Raw genomic sequence first — 22,994 nt, forward strand, 5'->3', positions numbered from 1 at the left:
TCTTCTAAAGGAAGAAGACTTTTTAGTATCTGGTCTGTCTTCTCATCTTTCAAGCATCACGCTTGCTGGATTTAGCACCTTGGTCATACACCGGTTGCTGAGGCTTCACTGGGCCAGTCCCTCTGCCTCTCTTGATAAGAACTTATTTGGTTGCTTTTATTCAATTTACCGAAAAATAAAACAATAATCAACAGTAAATTTTGAATTTATCGAAAATTTATAAATTGAACATCAATGGGGAGATCGATTTCCTTCACCATAACGATGATTTGCTGAAGATCATCTTTATTTTTTCCGGTTACACGGATTTGATCATCCTGGACTTGAGATTTCACTTTAAGTCCAGATTTTTTGATCAGTGTATTGATTTTTTTGGCGTTTTCTTTATCGATTCCTTGAACAAGTTTCCCCCGTTGTCTGACTGTTCCCCCTGAAGCATTTTCCAGTTTAGAATAGTCAATGTTTTTTGTTGGAACACCTCGCTTAATCAGCTTGCTGATGAGAACGTCTTTTAATTGATTCATTTTAAATTCGTCATCAGATATGAGTACAAGTTCTTCCCCGTCAAGGGAAATGCTGCTTTTTGATCCTTTAAAATCGTAGCGGGTCCCAATTTCTTTTAGAGCAGTTTGAATTGCATTTTGCACTTCGGGTATTTCAATTTTTGATACGATATCAAATGAACTTTCTTTGGCCATCCTAAAAAAACCTCCATCCTTTTATCTTATGAGTTAATTATAGTAGAATAAGATGAAACTTCAAATCATGAGTCGTTTTGTCTAACTATCATATGGATATAATTAGAGTAATGGAAATAAGAAAGGAAGAGTAAGTATGAGACCGGGACAGCAATTAACATTAGAAATAGATCATAAAGTGGATTATGGATATTTTTTAACTGATGGAGAAAAAAACGTCCTTCTGCATCGCAGTGAAATAACTGAAGATATTGAAGACATGGAAGAAGTCACTGTCTTTTTATATGCGGATCATGAAGGGCGTCTGGCTGCAACGATGAAAGAACCCCTAATTAGTGCTGATGAATATGGATGGGTCGATGTTGTGGATGCCGTAAGTGATATGGGCGTTTTCGTAAATGTCGGACTTTCAAAAGATGCCTTAGTCGCTACAGAACATCTTCCACCATATGAATCGGTTTGGCCGCAAAGAGGTGACAGGCTATATTGTATGTTGAAGATCACAAGTCATGGAAGAATGTTTGCTAAACCGGCTCCAGAAGATAAAATCAGCGAACTGTTTAGCGAAGCGACACCTGATCTGATGAATAAAGAGCTGTCTGGAACCGTTTATCGTTTGACCGCTTCAGGCTCTTTTGTTATTTCTGATAGTGGCATTAGAGGGTTTATTCATCCATCGGAAAGAAAACAAGAACCTCGACTAGGAGAGAGGGTGACGGCAAGGGTCATTCAAGTAAAAGAAGACGGCTCTGTCAATTTATCGCTTCTCCCGAGAAAGCAAGATGCCATGTCAGTTGATGCTGAAGAAATCTTGGCATATATCAAATCGAGAAATGGTGCAATGCCATATTGGGATAAAAGTGATCCAGATGATATTAATGAGCGTTTTAGTATGAGCAAAGCGGCATTTAAAAGAGCGCTCGGCCGTCTCATGAAACAAGAGCGAATTTATCAGAAAGACGGCTGGACATACGAGAAAAAATAGACGTGACGGCGTCACATTGATGACGCCGCCATTTGTTTTATAAATGATGCGGTTTTTTTGAGTTCTGGTGTTTACCGGCTTGTCTGTTTTTTTCAGCAAGCCGGTTTTTTTGCTGATTGACAGCATTGTTGTCAACTGGTTTTTTATCATTATCTTTCATGACACATAACCTCCTCCTTTTAGATTGTCCATTCTAGCGCTTCCTATGTAAGCTATGTTTTTACCGCTAAGTTTAAGATTTCTTAAAAAAAGAGCATAAGTATAACTATGACCTGAAAAAAGGAGGCATGATATGAAACATTGTTGTTCTATTTGTATTGAGAATGTTGCGGACGGAGGAATTGTTAATTTTGGCGGGGCATATCAAATTACTCCAATCATGGTATCAAAAACGGTAGAAGGATCAGGAGGGAGTAATACTGGTTATACAGTTGAAAATCTTTTAGGTGATGGGATTTCTCCAATGATCACTGAATAAACGTGATAATGGGCCTGCTTATAACAAGCAGGCTCAGCTTTTTTTATTCCCAGGAAAGAAGATCGCCAATGTCCCTGGTCCAGAATGAGCGCCAATGGCCGAACCGATCATGTTGATGATGATTTCCTTCGGATGGAATTCAGCTTCAATCAGCATTTTAAATTCCTCAGCTGTTTCGATGTCATCTCCGTGGCTAATACCGATTGTCTGATTGCTTAAATCAAGACCTCTTTCCCTCATGAGTTCAATCATTCGTCTGCTTAGCTTCTTTTTCCCTCTAATTTTTTCCAATGGAATTAATTTACCGTCTTCAACGTGCAAAAGAGGCTTAATATTTAAAAGTCCTCCGACAAAAGCAGATGTTTTACTTATTCTGCCGCCTCTTGCCAAATAATCCAAGTCATTTACGGTAAAAATATGTTCAAGAGATTTGCAAAAATCCTTTACAGACGCTTCAATTTCTTGTATTGTATTGCCGTCAGTATTAAGTTGAAGCGCATATTTTACCGCAAGTCCGTAACCTAATGAAGCACACTTTGAATCAATGATCCGAAGATCAAAGTCTGGAAACTCTTCTTTGATTTCGTTTGCCGCCATCACAGCTGTCTGGTATGTACCGGAAAGCTCTGAAGAAAAAGCGATATATAATGCAGGAGCATCTTTTTCCGCAAGTTTGCTAAAGACATCTTTAAAAGTTTGTAAAGATGGCTGTGAGGTTTTAGGTACTTTTCCGTTGCGCATTGCTTCATAAACGTCATGAGGCTTGATTGACACAAGGTCTTCATATTCTGTTTCGTCGAGAAATACCCGCAAAGGAATGAAAGAAATATGATGCTGATCATAAAACTGTTTAGGCAAATCTGCCGCACTGTCAGCCAAAAGGTGAACAGTCATGTGAACCCCTTCTTTCGTAAAAAGATGAATTTTCCAATACATATCCATTCACCATCACAGAGTTTTGTGATGGATGGGTATCGGATTTGTGACGACTTTAGAACAACTATATCATATTATTTGATTTTGACGTTTTCAAAATAATGTTTATAGGGTAAACCAAATATATATAGATTAAGCGGAGGAACTCAAAAATGGTCATAGCGGAAGCAAAAAAATTGTTTATTGTCATCATTGGCGCCTTACTAAATGCCATCGGTTTAAATTTATTTCTCATTCCTGCTGATGTTTACGCAAGTGGCTTTACGGGTGTAGCACAGCTTTTGTCAAGCGCATTAGATCAATACAGTCCAATTTATTTTTCAACGGGAACACTTTTGTTTCTCTTAAATATTCCCGTCGGTATTTTGGGCTGGATGAAGGTCGGCCGTTCATTTACAGTTTACAGTATTTTAAGTGTTGCGCTCACAACGATCTTCCTGGGAATGGTGCCTGAAGTACGATTGTCAAACGACATTTTGCTAAATGCTGTTTTTGGCGGTGTTATTTCTGCAATTGGTGTCGGTCTGACACTAAAATACGGGGCTTCAACAGGTGGTCTCGATATCATTGCGATGATTTTAGCAAAGTGGAAAGATAAGCCGGTTGGCACCTACTTCTTTATGTTAAACGGAGCGATCATTTTAACAGCAGGATTAATGAATGGCTGGGAAAAAGCATTGTATACACTTGTGACACTTTATGTGACAACAAGGGTTATCGATGCCATTCACACCCGTCACGCTAAACTGACCGTGATGATTGTCACAAAGAAAGCGGATGAGATTAAGGAAGCGATTTACGGAAAAATGGTCAGAGGAATTACGACTGTTCCGGCAAAAGGCGCATTTACCAATGAACAAAAAGAGATGATGGTAATCGTGATCACAAGATATGAATTATATGATTTAGAAAAAATTATTCAAGAGGTTGATCCGCACGCGTTTACCAATGTTGTTCAAACAACTGCAGTCTTAGGGTTTTTCCGCAAAGACTAAAGGGGGGATTTATGAGACGAATTGCGTTGATCATGCTGCTATTTGTCGGAGGATGCAATCAAATTGGGGAGAATCATCCTGACAAGGAGGTAACAGGGGAAATGAGTAAAGGTGTCGTATTATCTGTAGAGCCTGTACAAAAACAGGGGAAAGTTGAATTTAATATGTCGGTTAAGAACAATACGGATAAAACGGTTGAATTTCACTTTAACAGCGGTCAAAAATTTGAACTGACAGTAGTTGATGAGAAAGGCAATGAAGTGTATCGCTATTCAGAAGGAAAAATGTTTACACAAGTTCTGGAAACTATGAACTTAAAACCTGGTGAATCATATGATTTTAAAGATGTATGGACGTCAGTGCCCGGCCCAGGCAAATACAGTGTAAACGTAACATTCTTGGGAAGAGCGGAACTTTCTACCCTTCAAGAAAGAAAAACCTTTACCGTGAAATAATCGGTTTAAAAACTGTCGAGAGAGACTCTCGGCAGTTTTTTATATGCGCTTGTGTACAGAAAGTCCTTAATAATCGGGGACAGTAGACGTGGTATGGCAACATACGAAAAAAGGAAATCGAGTGGTGGTTTTCCTTGTTTTAGACCGTGCTATTGTCTGTGGCACTTATATGAATTGAAAACAATATTCAGGAGGACATCATGATTCTAATAAGAAGGAGTCATTAATTCGAGAAGCCCGTGGATCAGAATCCCCCAAAAAGAACATCATTCAGTCGTTTAAAATAAACAAATAAGTAAACCTGCGATAAAATAAAAAAGCTCTTTTAGGGTTAGATTTATTTAAAGATTGAATATAAACCAAATGTAAAATAGTCTTTTAATCCTTCGGTTCGATCAATGTATGGGACTTATCTTCAAACTTGTTTTTTCTTCAGATTTTGCGACATATTAACAGTCTTTTATCTAGGAATGTTTTATATATTTATTTAAAAAAAGGTAATGAAAATGATGTATTACAACATTAAATTTAGCTAAACAAATGCTGTATTTTATTGTTTGTAAACCAAATTATAGGATATGATGATGAGGGGTTTTGGAAAGAGAAGAATTTTTCGGGAAAATATTCAAACAAATGATTAAAGTCTGTAAACAAGAATTGATATTCACTTAAAACCACATATTATCAAATAAGAATGGAGGCTTTGGAAACTTGGAAAAAGAAACTGTAATACCGTATGATCTAGTTGCTACAAAGATGAACCATTGGTATGTCGCTTTAAAAAATGATTGGCTAAAAATCGCTGAAGATATGAAAGATCAAGTGAAGCTGGAAATTCAGATGATGGAAGAAAATCAAGACGCCCTTATATACTATTCTCTACTAGAATTTCGTCATAAACTGATGCTTGATTACCTTTGCCCGGATTCTGCGAGAAATATGGAGATAGCTGAGGATTATCAAGAGATCAAGAGAAAAACAAAAGGCGGGAAAAACCTGAATGGGATGCTTGAATACTATTATCATTTTTTTTCAGGAATGTATCATTTTAGACAAAAAGAAATAGTGCATGCTATACATTATTATAAAAACGCTGAAGCACAGCTTGAATCGTTAGACTGTGAAGAGGTCGAAAAAGCTGAATTTTATTTCAAATTGTCTGAAACATACTATTATATAAAACAAACTTATCTTTCTATGTATTATGCAAATCATGCTTATCATATTTATTTAGATTATCCTACATATGGTCAACGTCGTGTGCAGTGCCAATTTATGATTGCTTGTAACTGGCTGGATAAATTTCAACCTGAAAAAGCATTGCAACACAATAACCAAGCTCTTACGAATGCTAAAGAACTGAAGGTAGATCATTTAATCGGTTCGTCACATTTAAACATTGGGCTATGTTACAATCAGCTTGAACAACTCAACAAAGCCGAAAATCACATCACAAAGGCGGTAGAACTTTATAAAACCGATCAGTCTAGTTATTTGCCAAAAGCACTTTTCAATCTCTCGTATATAAAAGCAAGACAAGGAAAGAAGGCTGATGCGGAAGACTTGTACTTTGAATGTAAAACTGTAGCTGAAAAGCTGGGAGATTGTGAGTATCTTACAAAGCTCAACTTAATTTATGGGTTGTATATATCATTTAATGTAGACTTACTTAAGGAAACTTTTAACATGCTAAATACAACAGGAATGTATGCGGATATGGAGGAATATGGGGTTGTTGTAGCTGAATATTTACAAGAAAAAGATATGCTCAGTGATTCACTAGAATTTTATCGTAAAGTAATTGAAGCAAGAAGGAAAATTCAAAAAAGAATTTAATTCAAAGGCGGGGTATTAACCCCCACCTCGATTTTTTTAGGACAGCCGCTCAAGCTGATCCTGGAGGGCATGAAGTTGTTGCCGTTCTGGGTCAGTGGAATTGGCATAGGCTGAAGAAAGTGCATTTTGTGCCCTTTCGATCGCTCTTTTCCGACTGCCTTCATCAGCTGTTACAGCTTCATGAACGGCATGTTTCGCCATTTGAAACAATTCGTTTCTCATGTTACAACCCTCCGCATTCTGTCGGACCGGTACGCTGTTCGGCCTCTTCTAATGTTGAACGGTAAGGGAACCTTTCGGCATGCTGTTTAATGGAATCTTTGCCTTGCTGAATAAACCTTTTTGACTTGCTTCGTTTACCCATCTTATTTGCCCCCTTCAACATGAGCTTGACGATCTAAAAGATCATCACATATAGTTTGGCATCTTTCATTTTGTATTATGAATGGCAAAATAAAATTATAATGAGAAATAATCCTTCAAAAAGACAGCGATGCCGTCTTGTTCATTCGATGTTGTCACATGGTCGGCAATTTGTTTTACTCCTTCAATCCCGTTACCCATTGCCACACCACAGCCAGCGAACTCAAGCATTTCGAGATCGTTATCTTCATCTCCAAAAGCGATAATTCGCTCCTTTGGCACGTTATAGTAGTTGGCTACTTTTTCTAATCCAATTGCTTTATTAATACCGCTTCTAATCAATTCAATGACATGCCATGGAGCAGCCCAGCGTCTATGATCGACCACTTCTGCATGAACATCTGATAAATAAGTGCGGATTGATGGGACATCTTCTTCTTTGGCATGGATCAAAACACTTGTGACATTAGCACCAAGGTTTTTTCTTAAATCACCAACTGTAATATTGGGGCTGCCCATTGTAAAGATGTCAATCAATTTTTCGTCATGGTAATGAAAATAGACGTCATCTGTGACTTCCGCAAGGATATTGTGGACATTGTATGATTCACTCACTTCGACAATCTGTTTGACAACGCCAAGGTCAAGTGAAGTGTGAAATCTCCCCCAGTTCTCGTTTTTCGGGTGATGAACAAATGCTCCATTAAAATTAACGATCGGTGTGTTCAGTTGCAGCTGATCATAGTACATCGAACTTGCTCTGTACGGTCTGCCTGTAGAGATACAGACATGGTGCCCGTTTTCCTTGAGCTGTCCAATTACTTTTTGAGCGTTCTTAGAAATGGTCTTGTCATCTTTTAATAATGTACCGTCTAAATCCAATGCGATTAAATATGGTTTTGTCTCCATAATGGCTCCTTTAATCCGGTAATTTTTTTAAATGTTCTCATTTATAGTGTATCTTTTTACCTTCTTTATTGTCTACATGTTAAACTGATGATAATGGATACCCTAAAAGGAGAGAATGAACGTGATAGTGATCGATAAACAAAAAATCTCAAACATCCCTTTTTTACATATTGTAAAGGAGGAAAAAAAAGATAAAGCTCTCCCTCTTGTTTTTTTTATTCACGGATTTACAAGTGCAAAAGAGCATAACCTCCATTACGCATACATGCTTGCTGAAAAAGGAATGCGGGTGATTTTGCCTGAAGTTGCTTATCATGGAGAAAGGGCTGAACAGCTGACTCAGGAGGAACTGGCTGCTAAGTTTTGGGAGATGGTTATCAATGAAATACAAGAACTGGAAATGTTGAAAGACCATTTTGAGCAAGAAAATTTGATTGAAAATGGTCGTATTGGTATGGCTGGAACCTCATTGGGTGGAATTGTGACCCTTGGTGCGTTAACACAATATGACTGGATAAAAGTTGCGGTAAGTCTGATGGGTACCCCTGCTTATCTGGAGTTCTTCGATATGCAGCTGTCAACCATTCGTGAAAAACAAATCAAGCTTCCGATCTCTGAAGCACAAATCGAACAGCAACGTGAAAAATTGAAACGATTTGATCTCACACTTCAACCGGAAAAATTGAAGCAAAGACCACTGCTTTTTTGGCACGGAAAAAAAGATCAATCTGTCCCATTCGCACCAACCTACCGCTTTTATGAATCAATCATTCACCATGATTATGAAAAACCTGAGCTTCTGCAGTTTATTGCCGATAAACATGCAGATCATAAAGTGTCAAGAGAAGGGCTTTTACGAACAGTGATGTGGTTTGCATCACACTTGTGAACAACCTAATCGTTTAGAATTGACATGATGTAAGTTATACTAATGAAAAGGAGGGATGGTATATGGATGAAGCCTTAAAAGAAAACTTGATGGGTGCGCTAGAACAGGTCATTGACCCAGAACTCGGTGTTGATATTGTCAACCTTGGACTTGTATATGAGGTTGATATGGATGAAAACGGCAAAACAGATGTTACGATGACTTTGACATCGATGGGGTGTCCGCTTGCGCCGGTTATTGTTGATGAAGTGAAAAAAGCGCTAGCAGATATTCCAGAAGTAAAAGAAACGGAAGTCCATATTGTCTGGAATCCGCCTTGGACGAAGGATAAAATGTCTAGATATGCAAAAATTGCACTTGGTATTCGGTAATGGTAAGGAGTCTGATCTCATTTGATCAGGCTCTTTTTTAATGGCTTCAATTTGAATCTTTAAGAAAAAGGACTCATATACTCTAAAACGACCCAGCTTCATTTTCGGGAAAAAATAATTAAATATACAATTGAATTAATTTTTATTCATGTTATAATGTTAAATAATTTCTCGGTACAGAAGAAGGTGAATGGATTTGAAAGTAGGTATTATCGGAGCTACTGGCTACGGTGGAGCAGAAATCATGAGAATTATGAAACGGCATCCCTATGTAGACGAATGTATACTTTATTCATCTCGGCATCAAGGAACAACCTACTGTAAACAGTATCCGCATTTTGTGAAGCTAACAAAGCAAACACTTGAACCGATTGAAACAGCACAAATAGTAGCTGACATTGACTTTTTATTTATGGCAGCACCTTCAGGGGTATGCAGCAAATTAATTGCTGAGTTTGAGCCTTATGACATACCTGTGATTGATTTATCGGGTGACTTGAGAATGAAGGATGCAGCTGTTTATGAGAGCTGGTATCATCATGCCGCACCCCCACAATCCGCTCTTGAAAAGGCTGTCTACGGTTTATCAGAATTGAATCATGAAGAAATCAAAGTTGCAAAATACATAGCCAATCCCGGATGTTTCCCGACCGCAACGCTTCTCGGTTTAGCGCCGCTCATAAAACATGGATTGATCAATGAATCTTTTCTCATTATTGATGCAAAGACAGGAGTTTCAGGAGCCGGAAGAAAAGCTTCCATCGGCACACATTTTTCTGAGGTCAATGAAAATTTAAAAATATACAAGGTCAATGAACATCAACATCTACCTGAAATCGAGCAAACCATCAGGTACTGGAACCCGATTTTCCAACCGGTCACCTTTAGTGCACATTTAGTGCCAATGACAAGAGGAATTATGGCAACCATTTATACGGAACTTAAAACAAGCATGAAAACAAACGAATTACAAGCTGTTTTTTCTGACTTTTACCAAAATTCCTATTTTATCAGGGTGAGAGAAGTCGGGCAATTTCCAGAGACAAAGGAAGTGTATGGCAGTAATTTTTGCGATATTGGAATTAGTGCGGATGAACGGACGAACAGAGTGACCGTCGTATCTGTGATTGATAACTTAATGAAAGGAGCCGCTGGGCAAGCTATTCAAAATTTTAATATCATGAACAGTTGGAGTGAAACGGCAGGCCTTGATTTTGCGCCAATTTATCCATAAGACAGGAGAGAAGTAGCATGTTTCAAGTAAGTCAAAAAAGTATGACAAAAATTGACGGAAGTGTTGCATCACCAAAAGGTTTTTCTGCTAAAGGTGTTCACTGCGGACTGCGCTATTCGAAAAAGGATTTAGGAATGATTTTTAGTTCAGTGCCGGCAGTCAGTGCGGCGGTATATACACAAAGTCATTTTCAAGCTGCACCAATTAAAGTCACCCAAAACAGCCTTAAAAAAGATAGCTATTTGCAAGCGGTGATTGTGAACAGTGCAAATGCCAATGCATGTACCGGAGAACAAGGACTTCTTGATGCTTACGAAACGCGTCAAAAACTGGCTGACATGCTTGGGGTCGAGTCTGAACTAGTCGCTGTGTCTTCAACAGGTGTGATTGGTCAATATCTTAATATGGAGAAAATTCATCAGGGAATCAGCCTTCTAGAGCAAATAGAGCCTAATCATAACGATTTTGAAAAAGCTATTTTGACAACTGATACTGTTACAAAACGTACCTGCTATCAACTGATGATCGATGATCAAACTGTGACAATTGGCGGAGCAGCGAAAGGATCAGGGATGATTCATCCGAATATGGCAACAATGCTAGGGTTTATTACGACAGATGCTTGTATAGAAGAAGGTGCACTACTAAGAGTTTTAAGAGAAATAACAGATGTTTCTTTTAATCAAATTACTGTTGATGGCGACACATCAACAAATGATATGGTGCTAGTGATGGCAAATGGTTGTGCTGGAAATGACTGTCTTGATGAAAAACACGAAAACTGGTCGGTTTTCAAAAAAGGTTTACAGTTTGTTTGTGCAGACCTTGCCAAACAAATCGCAAGAGATGGAGAAGGAGCGACAACCTTAATCGAGGCCGAAGTGAAAGGGGCAAAAAGCAATCTTGAAGCTCAAATGATAGCTAAAAAAATTGTTGGTTCTAATCTGGTGAAAACAGCAGTGAATGGATCTGATGCTAACTGGGGGCGAATCATTGCAGCAATCGGTGACAGCACAGCGTCTGTTACAGCTGATAAAGTTGAAATTCATCTTGGAGGACAATGCCTCTTTAAAAACAGTCAACCACAGCCATTTTCCGAAGCACTGGCTAAAAACTACTTAGAGAATAGTGAAGTCAAAATTTTGGTACAAATGTATGAAGGTCATGGAACAGGTGTAGCTTGGGGTTGTGATTTAACGTATGAATACGTCAAAATTAATGCGAGTTATCGCACATAAAAAGGGGAAGGGAATGAAAAAAATAATCGTTTTTAAATGCGGCGGAAGCGTGATACGTCAACTCTCTGTCAGTTTTTTTACTAGTTTAAGGGAATTGATTGAACAAAGATGGAAGATTGTGATCGTTCATGGCGGAGGTCCTGAGATTTCCAGTATGCTCAGCAGGCTAAACATTGAAACAGAATTTAGCCAAGGGCAGCGAAAAACAACAAATGCTGTTTTAGAAGTGACCGAAATGGTGCTCACAGGTTCAATTAATAAGTTTATTGTTTCAGAGCTGATAAAACACGAACTGGATGCTGTTGGCATTTCTGGGGTAGATGGTCGGTTGCTTCTTGCTGATTATTTAAATGAAAAAGAATATGGTCAAGTCGGTCGAGTGAAAAAAGTAAACAGTGAAATCATCGACATTGCGCTGGATAATGGATTTATTCCCGTTATCGCACCAATATCACTAACAGAGACTGGCGAGAAACTCAATGTGAATGCAGATTTAGTAGCATCAGCAGTTGCCGGTGCTTTACATGCTGATCAATTACTATTTGTCACAGATGTGAAAGGAGTCTTGCAAGATGGAAAGCTTCTTTCTTCCACTACTCCTGAAGATTTAGAGCTCTTAATTGCCAATGGTGTTGTTTCTGGAGGGATGATCCCAAAAGTACGTGCCGCCATAGCAGCACTTTCAAATGACATCAATGAAGTCATGATTATTAGTGGAAAAGAGCCTTTTCTTACAAAAAACATGTTTATGGGAACAAAAATCAAACGACAATTAGAAGGTGTATAGATGAGTTATTTATTTGAAACCTATAACCGAAAGAATATCCAAATTAAGCAAGCAAAAGGCACACTTGTCAAAGATGAACATGGTAAAAGCTATCTTGATTTTATTCAAGGAATCGCAGCTTGTAATTTGGGACACTGTCCTGATATTGTCACAGCACCTCTTAAAAAGCAGCTTGATCGTGTGTGGCATGTCTCAAACCTATTTCAGAATGATCTGCAGGAAAAGGTTGCAGAGCAGCTTGTCCAACATAGTGCAGGAGATCTTGTGTTTTTTTGTAATAGTGGAACAGAAGCCAATGAAGCTGCAATTAAGTTAGCGCGCAAACATACGCAAAAAACGGCAATCATTACATTTGAAAAATCCTTTCATGGCAGGACATATGCAGCAATGGCAGCAACCGGACAGGAAAAGCTTAAAGCGGGGTTCGGTCCAATGCTGCCAGGCTTTCATCACGTTTCATTTAATAGCCTAGGGGAGTTAGATCAATTCATGGATGATGATATTGCAGCTGTGATGCTTGAGACGATACAAGGAGAAGGAGGTGTCATTCCGGCAAGTCAAGCATTTTTACAAGAAGTAGCAGCTTTTTGCAAGAAAAAACGGGCATTGCTTATTGTTGATGAAGTTCAGACTGGTATCGGTCGGACAGGAAAAGCTTTTAGTTATCAACATCAAGGACTTTCGCCAGACATTATCACTGTTGCTAAAGGGCTCGGAAGCGGATTTCCTGTTGGGGCAATCATCGCAAAAAAAGACCTTGCACAATCCTTTTCACTAGGTTCACATGGAACGACATTTGGCGGAAATATGCTGGCGATGACTGCCGCAAATGCAACCTTGGAAACGATTTTTCAAAAAAGCTTTCTAGAAGCCGTAAAAGCAAACGGTGATTTTTTTCAGAAGGAACTGAAAACGCTCCTTCAATACCCGCTTACAAAAGAAATCAGGGGAGAAGGGCTGCTGATTGGAATTGAATGTACAGTACCTGTTCAACCAGTGATTGAAGAGTTGCAAAGTGAAGGGTTGCTCGTCCTTTCGGCTGGTTCAAAAGTGATCAGAATGTTGCCGCCATTAAATGTCGCTCCTGACGAACTGATGGTAGCTGTTGAAAAGCTAAACCATGTTTTTGAGAAAGAGAGCATCCATTATTTTTTTTCACTCAAATAGTATAAAAATACAATATTATAGATATTTATTCATAGAAGGTGGTCATAGAATGGAAGGGTATTTAGTTCTCGAAGATGGAACATCTTTCAATGGTGAATTGGACCAATCCTTGAATTGTACCGGTGAAGTCGTATTTTTTACAGGAATGACTGGTTATCAGGAGGTGCTGACAGATCCATCATACAAAGGACAAATTATCGTTTTTACGTATCCCTTGATTGGAAACTATGGTATTAATGAAAGCGATTTTGAAAGCAAACAACCACAAGTGCAAGGAGTAGTCGTCTATGAAGCATGTGATCGGTTTTCACATTATCAGGCGAGTAAAAGTTTACGAGATTACTTAACAAATTGGGATATTCCCTTGCTGACTCATGTTGATACTAGAGCAGTCGTCAAACATATTAGAGCAAAAGGGACACTCTTTGCCTCCATTACCAATAAGGCAATCAATTGCCCTTTAGGTGACCGTGTTGAGAATTTTCCTGCCCAAGTCACTGGGAATGCAAATGCTACATTTGGAACAGGCAGAACACATATTGTTCTCATTGACTTTGGCTATAAAAAATCAATTGTTTCAGCCTTCACAAAACGAGATTGCCGAGTAACCGTTGTTCCATATCACATGATGAGTGATATCTCAAAACTGGTCCCTGATGGAATCGTTTTGTCAAATGGGCCAGGTGATCCAAAAACACTCACACCATACTTGGATATGTTAAGGAGCATCATCAGTTCCTACCCGACACTTGGTATTTGTCTCGGACACCAATTGATAGCACTCACTTTTGGGGGAAATACTTATAAACTGCCATTTGGACATCGAGGTGCAAACCATCCGGTGAAAGATATTGAAACAGGACGTGTTTTCATGACCAGTCAAAATCATAGCTATGTCGTAGATGAGCGTACACTCGATCACAACATATATAAAACTCGCTTTCGTCATCAAAATGATGGTTCAGTTGAAGGGCTTATGCATAAAAGATTGCCAATCATATCTGTTCAGTTTCATCCGGAAGCCCACCCGGGTCCAGCTGAAAGTGAGTGGATATTCGATGAATATTTGCGTGAGTTAAATAAAGCAAGAGGAGAAATTGTCCATGTCTAAAAACGATAGCATAAAAAGCATTTTAGTGATCGGTTCAGGACCAATCATGATCGGGCAGGCTGCAGAATTTGACTATTCAGGAACTCAAGGGTGTATGGCTTTAAAAAGTGAAGGTTATCGAATCATTCTTGTCAACAATAATCCGGCAACCATTATGACAGATGAATCATTTGCAGATGAGATTTATTTTGAACCGCTGACAGTTGAAAGCCTTACCCGAATTATTAAGCGAGAAAAACCTGATGGATTACTTGCTAATTTGGGCGGGCAAACGGCACTAAACTTAGCTGTAGCACTTGAAAAAGCCGGTATCTTAAAAAAATATCAAGTGAAGTTGTTGGGGACTTCAATAGAAACAATTGAGAAAGGCGAGGATAGAGAAAAATTTAGGGCACTTATGAAAGAATTGAATGAACCAGTACCTGATTCAGTCATCGTTGATAATGCAAAAGATGCACTCGATTTTGCACATTCCATCGGTTTTCCGATTATTGTTCGCCCTGCTTATACACTAGGAGGAAAAGGGGGCGGAATTGCTAAAACAAAACAAGAATTGCTGCCATTAATTGAGAGTGCTCTTCTTGCAAGCCCGATACAACAAAGTCTTGTCGAAAAAAGCATTGCTGGTTTTAAAGAAATTGAATATGAGGTGATGCGTGACAAAAAAAATAATTGTATCACGGTTTGCAATATGGAAAACATTGATCCTGTCGGAATTCATACTGGGGATTCGATTGTTGTTGCCCCTTCTCAAACGTTAACAGATAACGAGTATCAAATGCTGAGGACTGCAAGTTTGAAGATTATTTCTGCGCTTGAGGTGATCGGCGGTTGTAATATTCAATTTGCACTTGATCCAGACAGTAAAAAATACTATGTCATTGAAGTGAATCCAAGGGTAAGCCGTTCTTCAGCTCTTGCTTCAAAGGCAACTGGTTACCCAATCGCGAAAATGGCTGCCAAACTTGCTGTCGGCTTTACACTTGACCAATTAAAAAACCCGTTAACTGATTCGACATTTGCATGTTTTGAGCCAGCACTTGACTATGTTGTTGTCAAGTTTCCGCGCTGGCCGTTTGATAAATTTAAACATGCTGACCGTAAGCTTGGTACAAAAATGAAAGCAACCGGAGAGGTTATGGCCATTGATCGGAATCTGGAAGCCGCTTTACAAAAAGCAGTTGCATCCCTTGAATTAAAAACGCACGGGATCCATTTAACAGAACTCAAAAATATTGCGTTAGATAAATTGTGCGATTTACTGGATGAGCCTGATGATCGGCGTTTTTTTGTCATCATGGAACTGTTAAACAGAGGAATTTCAATCGAATATCTCCATGCAAACACAAATGTTGATCGATATTTTTTGCATATATTTCAAAATTTGATTCAGCTTGAACATCAATTGCTTCAACAGGAGGGGGTACTCACCACAACTCTTGTGAAATCAGCAAAAGAAAAAGGCTTTACAGATTTTACAATTGCTTCGCTTACCGGTCGAACAGAAGAAGAGGTGAGGACTTTTCGTAAACAAAAAGGAATAACAGCTTCTTTTAAAATTGTTGATACATGTGCTGCAGAGTTTGCGGCAAAAACAAACTATTTTTATTCGACTTATGCTGGGGGAAGCGATGCGAATTTTCTGCATAAAACGAAGAAACGAGCTTTAATTATTGGTTCCGGACCAATTCGGATTGGTCAGGGGGTAGAATTCGACTATAGTGCTGTTCATAGTGTAATGACCCTAAAAAAACTCGGGTATGAGACGATTATGTTAAATAATAATCCAGAAACGGTTAGCACGGATTACGAGATGGCGGACCGTTTGTATTTTGAACCGATCACACTTGAACATATTCTAAATGTCGCTGAAGCAGAAGATATTGATTTTGCAATTGTCCAATTCGGCGGTCAATCTGCTATTAATGTTGCAGAAGCGCTTGAAAATGCAGGGATCGTCCTCTTAGGAACAACATCGAAAATTCTGGATATCCTTGAAGATCGTGACCAGTTTTATCAATTTCTTGATGACCTCAGCCTTTCTCACACGAAAGGAGAAACAGTGACATCCAAAACAGAAGCGTTCAAAATAGCAAAGAATATTGGCTTTCCCGTACTGATTAGACCATCTTATGTCATTGGTGGAATGGGCATGATCACCGTTCATTCAGAACAGGAGCTTTCAGCATGCTTGGCTGAAATGTCTTATCCTGTCCTAATTGACCAATATATAGATGGTAAAGAATTTGAAATCGATCTGCTTAGTGATGGCGAGCATATTTATATTCCAACATTTATCGAACATATTGAAAAAGCAGGGATTCATTCAGGTGACAGCTACGCAATTGTTCCGGGACCTACCATTACCGCTGAACTGAAACGGTCTTGCCTAAATGCGGCTGAAAAAATGGTCCGCAACCTTGATTTTAAAGGTATCATGAATATTCAATTTATTGTTTATCAACATCAACTATTCATCCTTGAAGTCAATCCAAGAGCAAGTCGTACCGTTCCGGTTGTAAGCAAAGTGATGGGGGTGCCAATGATTGAGCTAGCAACAAAACTTTTAGCTGGTTTTCCTTTAAAAGAGCTTAACCCGGTGCAGCGAAATCATCATGGAGTGGCTATTAAATTCCCGGTTTTTTCGACGCACGCTCTTCCAGATGTTGATTTAAAACTAGGACCACAAATGAAATCAACAGGTGAAGGAATGTATGTAGCGTACCATTATAAAAGTGCACTGAAAAAGGTTTTTGCTGATATTTGGAAAATGAAAGGCTCAATTTTTCTTCAACCATTAGACTGTGAATTAAAAACACTTGCCGAAAAAACTGGTTTTACTGTGGAAACAGATCATTTTACAGACTGGATCAAACGGACAGACAAAATTCTTCACATCAATTTAACCGATTCTCAAGAAGCGAAACAGCAACGGATTGAAGCGATCATGCACGGTTTGTCAGTCATCACTGAAAAAGAGACAGCCCAAGCTTTTTTTGCCAGTGAATTAGGTGTAACAGAGCCTATTTCGCTTCATGATTTATACCAAAAGGAAGTGAACATATGTCAGTTATAAAAAATGTCCATTTAAAAGGTAAAGATTTTTTAAGTTTAAAAGATTTTATGAAAGAGGAGCTTCTTTATTTGCTTCAGGAAGCAGCTGTTATGAAACAAAACAAGATCCATCCTATCTTAACAGGGAAAACATTGGCCATGATCTTTGAAAAGTCTTCAACAAGAACTCGTATTTCGTTTGAAGCAGGGATGTCCCAGCTTGGCGGTCATGCATTATTTTTAAGCAGTCAAGATATGCAGCTTGCCAGAGGGGAAACACTTGCCGATACGGCAAAAGTGCTTTCGGGTTATGTTGATGCCATTATGATTCGTACCTTTGAACATGAGAAAGTCGAAACGCTGGCAAAATATGCGGATATTCCGGTTATCAATGGTTTAACTGACCTTTTCCACCCATGTCAGGCACTTAGTGATCTTTTCACCATTCAAGAAATAAAGGGCAGTTTAAAAGGAATAAAAGTTGTTTATGTAGGTGATGGGAACAATGTAGCACACTCGCTGTTAATCGCTTGTGCGAAGGTAGGTTGTAAGATGATTGTAGCTGCACCTGAAGGATATGAACCTGACCAAGAAGTTGTTAAAATGGCAAATGCCTATGCTGATCAATCGGGCGCAGTGATTGAGGTCACAAATGACCCTGTTTCTGCCGTGAGAAACGCTGATGTCATCTATTCTGACGTTTTTACAAGTATGGGGCAGGAAGCGGAGGCAAGCGAGCGGTTGAATATCTTTTCACCATATCAAGTAAATGAAACGCTCGTTTCTTATGCCAAACCAGACTACTTATTTTTGCATTGTCTTCCAGCTCACAGGAATGAAGAGGTAACAACAGAGATTATCGACGGTCCGAATTCTGCTGTATTTCAGCAGGCTGAAAATCGTCTTCATGTCCAAAAAGCATTGTTAAAAGCGTTATTGATATAAAAAAACCTGCTGAAAGCAGGTTTTTTTAAGCAAATATGAAGACAGCACCACCAACAATGAAGCAGTAAACAGAAAAATAGATTAAATTGCCTTTCGCCATAATATTCATAAACCAGCGTAATGAAAAATATGTTGCGGTAATTGAGGCGATGAAGGCAAATAAATAAGGTACGAATAGTTCAGATAAGTGTGGATCATGAAATATGTCATTGATACTTAAAATGGTTCCACCGAGACTGACTGGTATGTACAGTAAAAAAGAAAAACGTAATGCTGTTTCAGATTTAAGGCCGAGTGCCATAGCCGGTACGATCGTCGCTCCTGAACGACTGATCCCGGGAATGAGTGCAATCATTTGTGAAAGCCCAATGATCATTGCATCTTTTAACCGCATTTCACCATCGTGTTTTCGTCCGCGCAAATTACGAATCAAAAACAAAGCTAACCCGGTAATCAGCAGTGTGACAGCTGTTACACGGACACCATCTTTAAAAAAAGCCGATATCTCATCTTTTAATAAAACACCGATGACCCCAGCAGGAATCGTTGCAATTATTAAATAAATGATAAATCTGAAATCTGCTTTTCCTTTTGGATCTTTTGTCACCGCATAAGACAAGCCGTTTTTTGTTAAGCGAATGATGTCTTTTTGATAAACAAGTAAAACAGCAATGAGAGAACCGGCATTTACCAGCAGTTCAAAGCTAAAGCCTTCTATTTCCAAGCCTAAAAAATGCTGAGCCAGCACTAAATGTCCGCTTGATGAGACAGGGATTGGTTCGGTTAATCCTTGAAGCAATCCCAGCAGGATGTACTTGATCAACATAAAAAAATCCATTTATTTTCCTCCACTTCATACGACTTCTAACACCTACTGAAAAGACGGAACAAACAACGGATTTGTTTCAGTTCTCATGAAACTTTAATAAGCGGGGAATTCTAGAACAAAAGGGGTGAAATTACATGGGACAACAGCATCAATTCCGTCCAGGTCAAAAAGCGCCTAATAAAGGGGTGTATGTAGAGATTGGTGAAACAGGGAGTATGGTAAAAAACCCACAGCAAATAAGATTGACTGCAGGTGAGTTTTTTCCAGAAACATCCAATCATAACAGACTTTGGACATATAAAAGAAAACCATAGAAAAAACCCTGTCTCTTCAAGAGCAGGGTTTTAGTGTTGACTTTTTTCCTTGTTCATAGGCATAATTTCTCCAAGAACAACAACCATCACAAAGATGACAACACTCATGATTGAGCTTTTGGTTAGATCCAACCCGGCATGACCGCCCATGGCTCCTACAATATAAGTTGCCATACATGTTAAAAGGAAAGTCCAAAATAACCCTACGACAAATCGCATGTTTCCACCTCGTTCTTTTCATTCAATTCTAAAATTAATCATAACACACATAAATTAAACGATAAAGGGCGTTTTCGTGAACAAAAAGAAGGAATAACCGGAATAGACGGTTGATATTGTCTTTTCATCATAAGACTGGGACTTTTCCTTATTCGTTTACTCTGTTTTCAACATAAAATAATGTACAGATTACGGCAGGAAGGAGGCAGGCAAGTGATGAAGATAACCGAACGTTTTTTTAAAATCGATTCAGAATGGAATGTCATTCACCTTCCATATCAGCCAAATGGTTTTGTAGTCTTTATTTTCGGTGATCGAAATCATTTTGTTGGTGAAGATTCAAGCTTTTGGCTCCAGCATTATGACAGAAAACGACTTTTAGCCTGTTTAAAACACGAAGGCTATACTGTCGTGAACAGCAACTTGTTTGGGAGGCATTGGGGTTCTGAACAAGCGGTTGAATACGCTAAACAGCTGATCCAATATGTCTTCAGACAAGAAATTTTAAATGAAAAAATTCATCTATTGGCAGAAGGGATAGGTGCACTTGTAGCCGACGAACTCCTTCGTTTGATTCCGGATCAGATCCGTTCAGCTGCCTTGCTCAATCCTTGCCTAGATCTTCAAGCGCATCACCTTAACGAAAAAGAAAGTAAATTTTTTTATAAACAATTTATGAAAGAGATTTCGGAAAGCTATGGTATTTCTGAACGAGAAGCTGCTCATTATCCATTTAAAACTATTTTACCATATCATAATCTTGTACCTGTTTATATTTGGCAAAAAATGAGTGGTTCACCATATCCCTACACGAGACATGCGAAACCATTTCAAGAACATCAGCTTAGAGGGAAGTATCAAGTAGAAATAACGCTGCATTTGTTTGATCAGTCAGATCGCATTTCTTCAGCAATCATTGATTTTTTCAAAACGCATGAAAAAGTATTATAGAGAATAGAATAATAGCAGCCCATTTTTCATGCGGGCTGCTTTATACTGAAAAGCTAAGATGGAAAGGTGGTCTCGGAATGGAATCCGTACTTGTCTATGGAGCAGATGAATTTTTCGGCCTTTCATTTTGTGAACATCTAATGGAAGAAGATGTGAACGTTGATGTCGTTCTGGCACAAACAAACGATGAAACAAAACAGCTTTTTCTAGATGAACGTTTAATGTGGCTAGCGAGAAATGAAAAATTTCGTTTAGTCGAACAACATGATATAACGGATTATGATCAGGTGTTTATTCAATATACAGGTGCTGTTCCGGCAAAATTCCAACAGCCAATCGTGCTATTCATATATGAAAATCAACTGATAAACGAAGAGATAAAGGAATGCGCTGAACAAATTCAATCGATTGTGCTGCCGAAGATGTACGGTCCATGGGATGTGACAGAAATTGATAAAAAAACCTTGGCAGACCATTTTTTTGTAGATGATGTAGCAGAACAACTCGCCAACTTTAGGCGTCGAAAAAATTTATCTTCAATTGAATTTGAAAAAATAACGACAGAACAAGAAGCTTTTGCTAAAATTGAGGAATGGAAAAAACAAATTTCTACAATTTTCGACAAAATGAACTGAAGAACCTTTTCATTCATGCCCTTGTGGGGCTACAATAAAGGTATAGGTGTTTTTGTGTTAAAAGGGAGTTGACAACATATGGTGTACAGGCTCATCATGATCTTTTTGCTTGTTTTTGTCTTAGGTGCATGTGAACATGCGCCACTCAAAGGTAAAATCGAAAAGGTCGGGATGCTTGTCCCTGATACAATAAGTGATCAAGTATGGGGAACGATAGGGTATAAAGGGTTATTGCGAATTCAGTCTAGCTTTAATACTGATGTTTATTATAAAGAGAGGATCGATAATGAAGCAGCCATTAAAATGGCTGTAAAAGACTTTGATAAAAAAAAGGTCAACTTAATTTTTGGACATGGTAGCGAATATGAAAAAGTTTTCAATGAAATTAGTAAGCAATATCCTGACATTCATTTTGTTTTAGTGAATGGCAGGGCTGACCATGACAATGTGACAAGCATAGACTTTAATGGAAGAGCCATGGGGTTTTTTGGCGGTATGACGGCAGCTCAAAAATCTCATTCAAAAAAAATTGGTGTCCTTGCCACACATAGATGGCAATCTGAAATCAAAGGGTTTATTGAAGGTGCAAAATATGTAGATCCGAACATTGAAGTTGTGACATTATATGTCGGTCAATGGGATAATTCAGAAAAAGCGATGAAACTGTATGAAAAAATGAAAAAAGCCGGTGTAGATGTTGTATATCCGGCTGGAGATCGGTATAATGTCCCTGTTATTGAACAAATCAAAAAAGACGGACTTTTTGCGATCGGTTACATAAGCGACCAATCTGATTTGGGAAATAACATCGTTTTAACAAGTACCGTTCAGCATGTTGATGAAGCTTATGAGCTCATCGCCAGCAAATTTGCTCAAGGAACTTTAACAGGAGGACGGCAAAAGTTTGATTTTCGGGATGGCGTCATTGAAATTGGAAGATTTAGCCCGCTAATCAATCAGTCGTTTCGCGAAAAAGTGAGCGGGCTTATTGAGGATTACAAAAAGACGGGAAAACTACCAAACAAAACATGAGGTGATCGATATGCAGCACGAAAAATCGATGGAATTTTTACAAATTGCAATGAAATATGTTCCAGAAGCAAAGGAAGAAATGGAAAAAGCGGGGGTTGATCTTTCCCCTGAAATGCTTCAGCCGTTTATGACATTGTTTACAAAAGTGATGGCAGAAGCGTATGAATTAGGTAAAGCAGACGCACAGCAAGCTTAGGAGAATGCCGAAAGCCACTTCCATGTAAAAGTGGCTTTTTACTTGAAAAACTTATCTTTCAAACTACCTACCATTGAGCCGATTTCTTTAAAAGTAGGTGTAAGTTTATCAATTGAGTCCATAATTTCCCCAAGCTGGTTCATAATATGGGTATAATCGGCTTCTGTTTCGGATTCCGATTCCGATTCTTTTTCAAAGTCTTTATCAGATTGATCTTCTTGACTTGCTGAATGGGCGCCAAACATCATTTTCGAAAAAAAGTCTTCTTCTGCCACCCGTTATAACCCCCCTTTCTTGTTTTTATAGTTTTACTATATGAACAGTTCGATCTACTAGATTAGACGAATATATTGCCAACCAAAAAAAA

General features: G+C 38.6%; 28 protein-coding genes and 1 riboswitch. Of the genes, 19 read left to right on the forward strand and 9 right to left on the reverse strand.

What is annotated here, in order from left to right; translation table 11 throughout:
• Positions 1 to 39: 39 nt before the first annotated feature.
• A riboswitch (SAM riboswitch) is annotated at positions 40 to 141 on the reverse strand.
• 65 nt (positions 142 to 206) lie between these two features.
• Positions 207 to 698, reverse strand: coding sequence for a YajQ family cyclic di-GMP-binding protein (locus HOO54_RS07930; protein WP_172294055.1), 492 nt, complete (start codon positions 696 to 698; stop codon positions 207 to 209).
• A gap of 136 nt (positions 699 to 834) precedes the next feature.
• Here HOO54_RS07930 and HOO54_RS07935 point away from each other — a divergent pair, with 136 nt between their 5' ends.
• Positions 835 to 1,683, forward strand: a complete 849-nt coding sequence (locus tag HOO54_RS07935; RefSeq protein WP_172294057.1) for a CvfB family protein — start codon at positions 835 to 837, stop codon at positions 1,681 to 1,683.
• Positions 1,684 to 1,720: 37 nt separating this feature from the next.
• Here HOO54_RS07935 and HOO54_RS07940 read toward each other — a convergent pair whose 3' ends face one another.
• Positions 1,721 to 1,843: a DUF3941 domain-containing protein gene (locus HOO54_RS07940; RefSeq protein WP_172294059.1), complete on the reverse strand. Its 123-nt coding sequence runs from the start codon at positions 1,841 to 1,843 to the stop codon at positions 1,721 to 1,723.
• 132 nt (positions 1,844 to 1,975) lie between these two features.
• On the opposite strand from HOO54_RS07940, the gene HOO54_RS07945 reads away from it, so the two are divergent.
• Positions 1,976 to 2,161, forward strand: a complete 186-nt coding sequence (locus HOO54_RS07945; protein WP_172294061.1) for a spore germination protein — start codon at positions 1,976 to 1,978, stop codon at positions 2,159 to 2,161.
• Between the two features lie 33 nt (positions 2,162 to 2,194).
• Here the strand turns inward: HOO54_RS07945 and HOO54_RS07950 are convergent, their stop codons facing one another.
• Positions 2,195 to 3,055, reverse strand: a complete 861-nt coding sequence (locus tag HOO54_RS07950; RefSeq protein WP_172299427.1) for a DegV family protein — start codon at positions 3,053 to 3,055, stop codon at positions 2,195 to 2,197.
• 194 nt (positions 3,056 to 3,249) lie between these two features.
• Between HOO54_RS07950 and HOO54_RS07955 the strand changes: the two genes are divergently transcribed.
• The 3 genes from HOO54_RS07955 (at position 3,250) to HOO54_RS07965 (ending at position 6,383) form a co-directional block, all read left to right on the forward strand.
• Positions 3,250 to 4,092, forward strand: coding sequence for a YitT family protein (locus HOO54_RS07955; protein WP_172294063.1), 843 nt, complete (start codon positions 3,250 to 3,252; stop codon positions 4,090 to 4,092).
• Positions 4,093 to 4,103: 11 nt separating this feature from the next.
• Positions 4,104 to 4,547 (forward strand): BsuPI-related putative proteinase inhibitor, encoded by a 444-nt coding sequence (locus HOO54_RS07960; protein WP_172294065.1) that lies wholly within the window; start codon positions 4,104 to 4,106, stop codon positions 4,545 to 4,547.
• Between the two features lie 711 nt (positions 4,548 to 5,258).
• Positions 5,259 to 6,383, forward strand: coding sequence for a Rap family tetratricopeptide repeat protein (locus HOO54_RS07965; RefSeq protein WP_172294066.1), 1,125 nt, complete (start codon positions 5,259 to 5,261; stop codon positions 6,381 to 6,383).
• Positions 6,384 to 6,419: 36 nt separating this feature from the next.
• On the opposite strand, the gene HOO54_RS07970 is transcribed toward HOO54_RS07965, so the two are convergent.
• The 3 genes from HOO54_RS07970 to HOO54_RS07980 form a co-directional block, all read right to left on the reverse strand.
• The gene (locus HOO54_RS07970; protein WP_172294068.1) at positions 6,420 to 6,605 is read right to left on the reverse strand and encodes a DUF3813 domain-containing protein; all 186 of its coding nucleotides are present in this window, start codon (positions 6,603 to 6,605) and stop codon (positions 6,420 to 6,422) included.
• A gap of 1 nt (position 6,606) precedes the next feature.
• Complete coding sequence (locus tag HOO54_RS07975; protein WP_172294070.1) at positions 6,607 to 6,747, reverse strand: hypothetical protein; 141 nt, start codon at positions 6,745 to 6,747, stop codon at positions 6,607 to 6,609.
• 95 nt (positions 6,748 to 6,842) lie between these two features.
• Positions 6,843 to 7,655, reverse strand: a complete 813-nt coding sequence (locus tag HOO54_RS07980) for a Cof-type HAD-IIB family hydrolase (RefSeq protein ID WP_172294072.1) — start codon at positions 7,653 to 7,655, stop codon at positions 6,843 to 6,845.
• A 121-nt stretch (positions 7,656 to 7,776) separates the two neighbouring features.
• Between HOO54_RS07980 and HOO54_RS07985 the strand changes: the two genes are divergently transcribed.
• The 9 genes from HOO54_RS07985 (at position 7,777) to argF (ending at position 18,451) form a co-directional block, all read left to right on the forward strand.
• Positions 7,777 to 8,544, forward strand: a complete 768-nt coding sequence (locus HOO54_RS07985; RefSeq protein WP_172294074.1) for a prolyl oligopeptidase family serine peptidase — start codon at positions 7,777 to 7,779, stop codon at positions 8,542 to 8,544.
• 62 nt (positions 8,545 to 8,606) lie between these two features.
• Positions 8,607 to 8,915, forward strand: a complete 309-nt coding sequence (locus tag HOO54_RS07990) for a metal-sulfur cluster assembly factor (RefSeq protein ID WP_172294076.1) — start codon at positions 8,607 to 8,609, stop codon at positions 8,913 to 8,915.
• 196 nt (positions 8,916 to 9,111) lie between these two features.
• Entirely contained in the window at positions 9,112 to 10,149 is a 1,038-nt protein-coding gene (gene argC, locus HOO54_RS07995) for an N-acetyl-gamma-glutamyl-phosphate reductase (RefSeq protein ID WP_172299429.1), read from the forward strand.
• 17 nt (positions 10,150 to 10,166) lie between these two features.
• Entirely contained in the window at positions 10,167 to 11,387 is a 1,221-nt protein-coding gene (gene argJ, locus HOO54_RS08000) for a bifunctional ornithine acetyltransferase/N-acetylglutamate synthase (RefSeq protein WP_172294078.1), read from the forward strand.
• A gap of 13 nt (positions 11,388 to 11,400) precedes the next feature.
• The gene (argB, locus tag HOO54_RS08005) at positions 11,401 to 12,174 is read left to right on the forward strand and encodes an acetylglutamate kinase (protein WP_172294080.1); all 774 of its coding nucleotides are present in this window, start codon (positions 11,401 to 11,403) and stop codon (positions 12,172 to 12,174) included.
• A complete protein-coding gene (locus tag HOO54_RS08010) occupies positions 12,175 to 13,341 on the forward strand; it encodes an acetylornithine transaminase (RefSeq protein ID WP_172294082.1) in 1,167 nt (388 codons plus the stop codon).
• A gap of 49 nt (positions 13,342 to 13,390) precedes the next feature.
• Positions 13,391 to 14,452, forward strand: a complete 1,062-nt coding sequence (locus HOO54_RS08015; protein ID WP_172294084.1) for a carbamoyl phosphate synthase small subunit — start codon at positions 13,391 to 13,393, stop codon at positions 14,450 to 14,452.
• Positions 14,445 to 17,528 (forward strand): carbamoyl-phosphate synthase (glutamine-hydrolyzing) large subunit, encoded by a 3,084-nt coding sequence (locus HOO54_RS08020; RefSeq protein ID WP_172294086.1) that lies wholly within the window; start codon positions 14,445 to 14,447, stop codon positions 17,526 to 17,528. Before HOO54_RS08015 ends, HOO54_RS08020 begins: the two co-directional genes overlap by 8 nt.
• Complete coding sequence (gene argF, locus HOO54_RS08025; protein WP_172294088.1) at positions 17,516 to 18,451, forward strand: ornithine carbamoyltransferase; 936 nt, start codon at positions 17,516 to 17,518, stop codon at positions 18,449 to 18,451. The genes HOO54_RS08020 and argF overlap by 13 nt, the downstream gene beginning before the upstream one ends.
• Positions 18,452 to 18,476: 25 nt before the next feature.
• Here argF and HOO54_RS08030 read toward each other — a convergent pair whose 3' ends face one another.
• Positions 18,477 to 19,289, reverse strand: coding sequence for an undecaprenyl-diphosphate phosphatase (locus HOO54_RS08030; protein ID WP_172294090.1), 813 nt, complete (start codon positions 19,287 to 19,289; stop codon positions 18,477 to 18,479).
• A gap of 125 nt (positions 19,290 to 19,414) precedes the next feature.
• Here HOO54_RS08030 and HOO54_RS08035 point away from each other — a divergent pair, with 125 nt between their 5' ends.
• Complete coding sequence (locus tag HOO54_RS08035) at positions 19,415 to 19,594, forward strand: YjzC family protein (protein ID WP_172294092.1); 180 nt, start codon at positions 19,415 to 19,417, stop codon at positions 19,592 to 19,594.
• 30 nt (positions 19,595 to 19,624) lie between these two features.
• Here the strand turns inward: HOO54_RS08035 and HOO54_RS08040 are convergent, their stop codons facing one another.
• Positions 19,625 to 19,813, reverse strand: coding sequence for a YjzD family protein (locus HOO54_RS08040; RefSeq protein ID WP_172294094.1), 189 nt, complete (start codon positions 19,811 to 19,813; stop codon positions 19,625 to 19,627).
• A gap of 216 nt (positions 19,814 to 20,029) precedes the next feature.
• Here HOO54_RS08040 and HOO54_RS08045 point away from each other — a divergent pair, with 216 nt between their 5' ends.
• From HOO54_RS08045 to HOO54_RS08060, 4 genes are all read left to right on the forward strand, one after another.
• Positions 20,030 to 20,764 carry an alpha/beta hydrolase gene (locus tag HOO54_RS08045; RefSeq protein ID WP_172299431.1) on the forward strand — a complete coding sequence of 245 codons (735 nt, stop codon included), beginning with the start codon at positions 20,030 to 20,032 and terminating at the stop codon, positions 20,762 to 20,764.
• A gap of 77 nt (positions 20,765 to 20,841) precedes the next feature.
• Entirely contained in the window at positions 20,842 to 21,399 is a 558-nt protein-coding gene (locus HOO54_RS08050) for a hypothetical protein (RefSeq protein ID WP_172294096.1), read from the forward strand.
• Between the two features lie 78 nt (positions 21,400 to 21,477).
• On the forward strand, positions 21,478 to 22,431 hold the full coding sequence (locus HOO54_RS08055; protein ID WP_172294098.1) for a BMP family ABC transporter substrate-binding protein: 954 nt from the start codon (positions 21,478 to 21,480) through the stop codon (positions 22,429 to 22,431).
• A 10-nt stretch (positions 22,432 to 22,441) separates the two neighbouring features.
• The gene (locus tag HOO54_RS08060) at positions 22,442 to 22,627 is read left to right on the forward strand and encodes a ComZ family protein (protein ID WP_172294100.1); all 186 of its coding nucleotides are present in this window, start codon (positions 22,442 to 22,444) and stop codon (positions 22,625 to 22,627) included.
• 38 nt (positions 22,628 to 22,665) lie between these two features.
• On the opposite strand, the gene HOO54_RS08065 is transcribed toward HOO54_RS08060, so the two are convergent.
• Positions 22,666 to 22,902 carry a hypothetical protein gene (locus HOO54_RS08065; protein WP_172294102.1) on the reverse strand — a complete coding sequence of 79 codons (237 nt, stop codon included), beginning with the start codon at positions 22,900 to 22,902 and terminating at the stop codon, positions 22,666 to 22,668.
• Between the last annotated feature and the right edge of the window lie 92 nt (positions 22,903 to 22,994).

This window comes from Bacillus sp. WMMC1349, assembly GCF_013155385.1.
In the GTDB taxonomy this organism is placed as follows: Bacteria; Bacillota; Bacilli; order Bacillales; family Bacillaceae; genus Bacillus.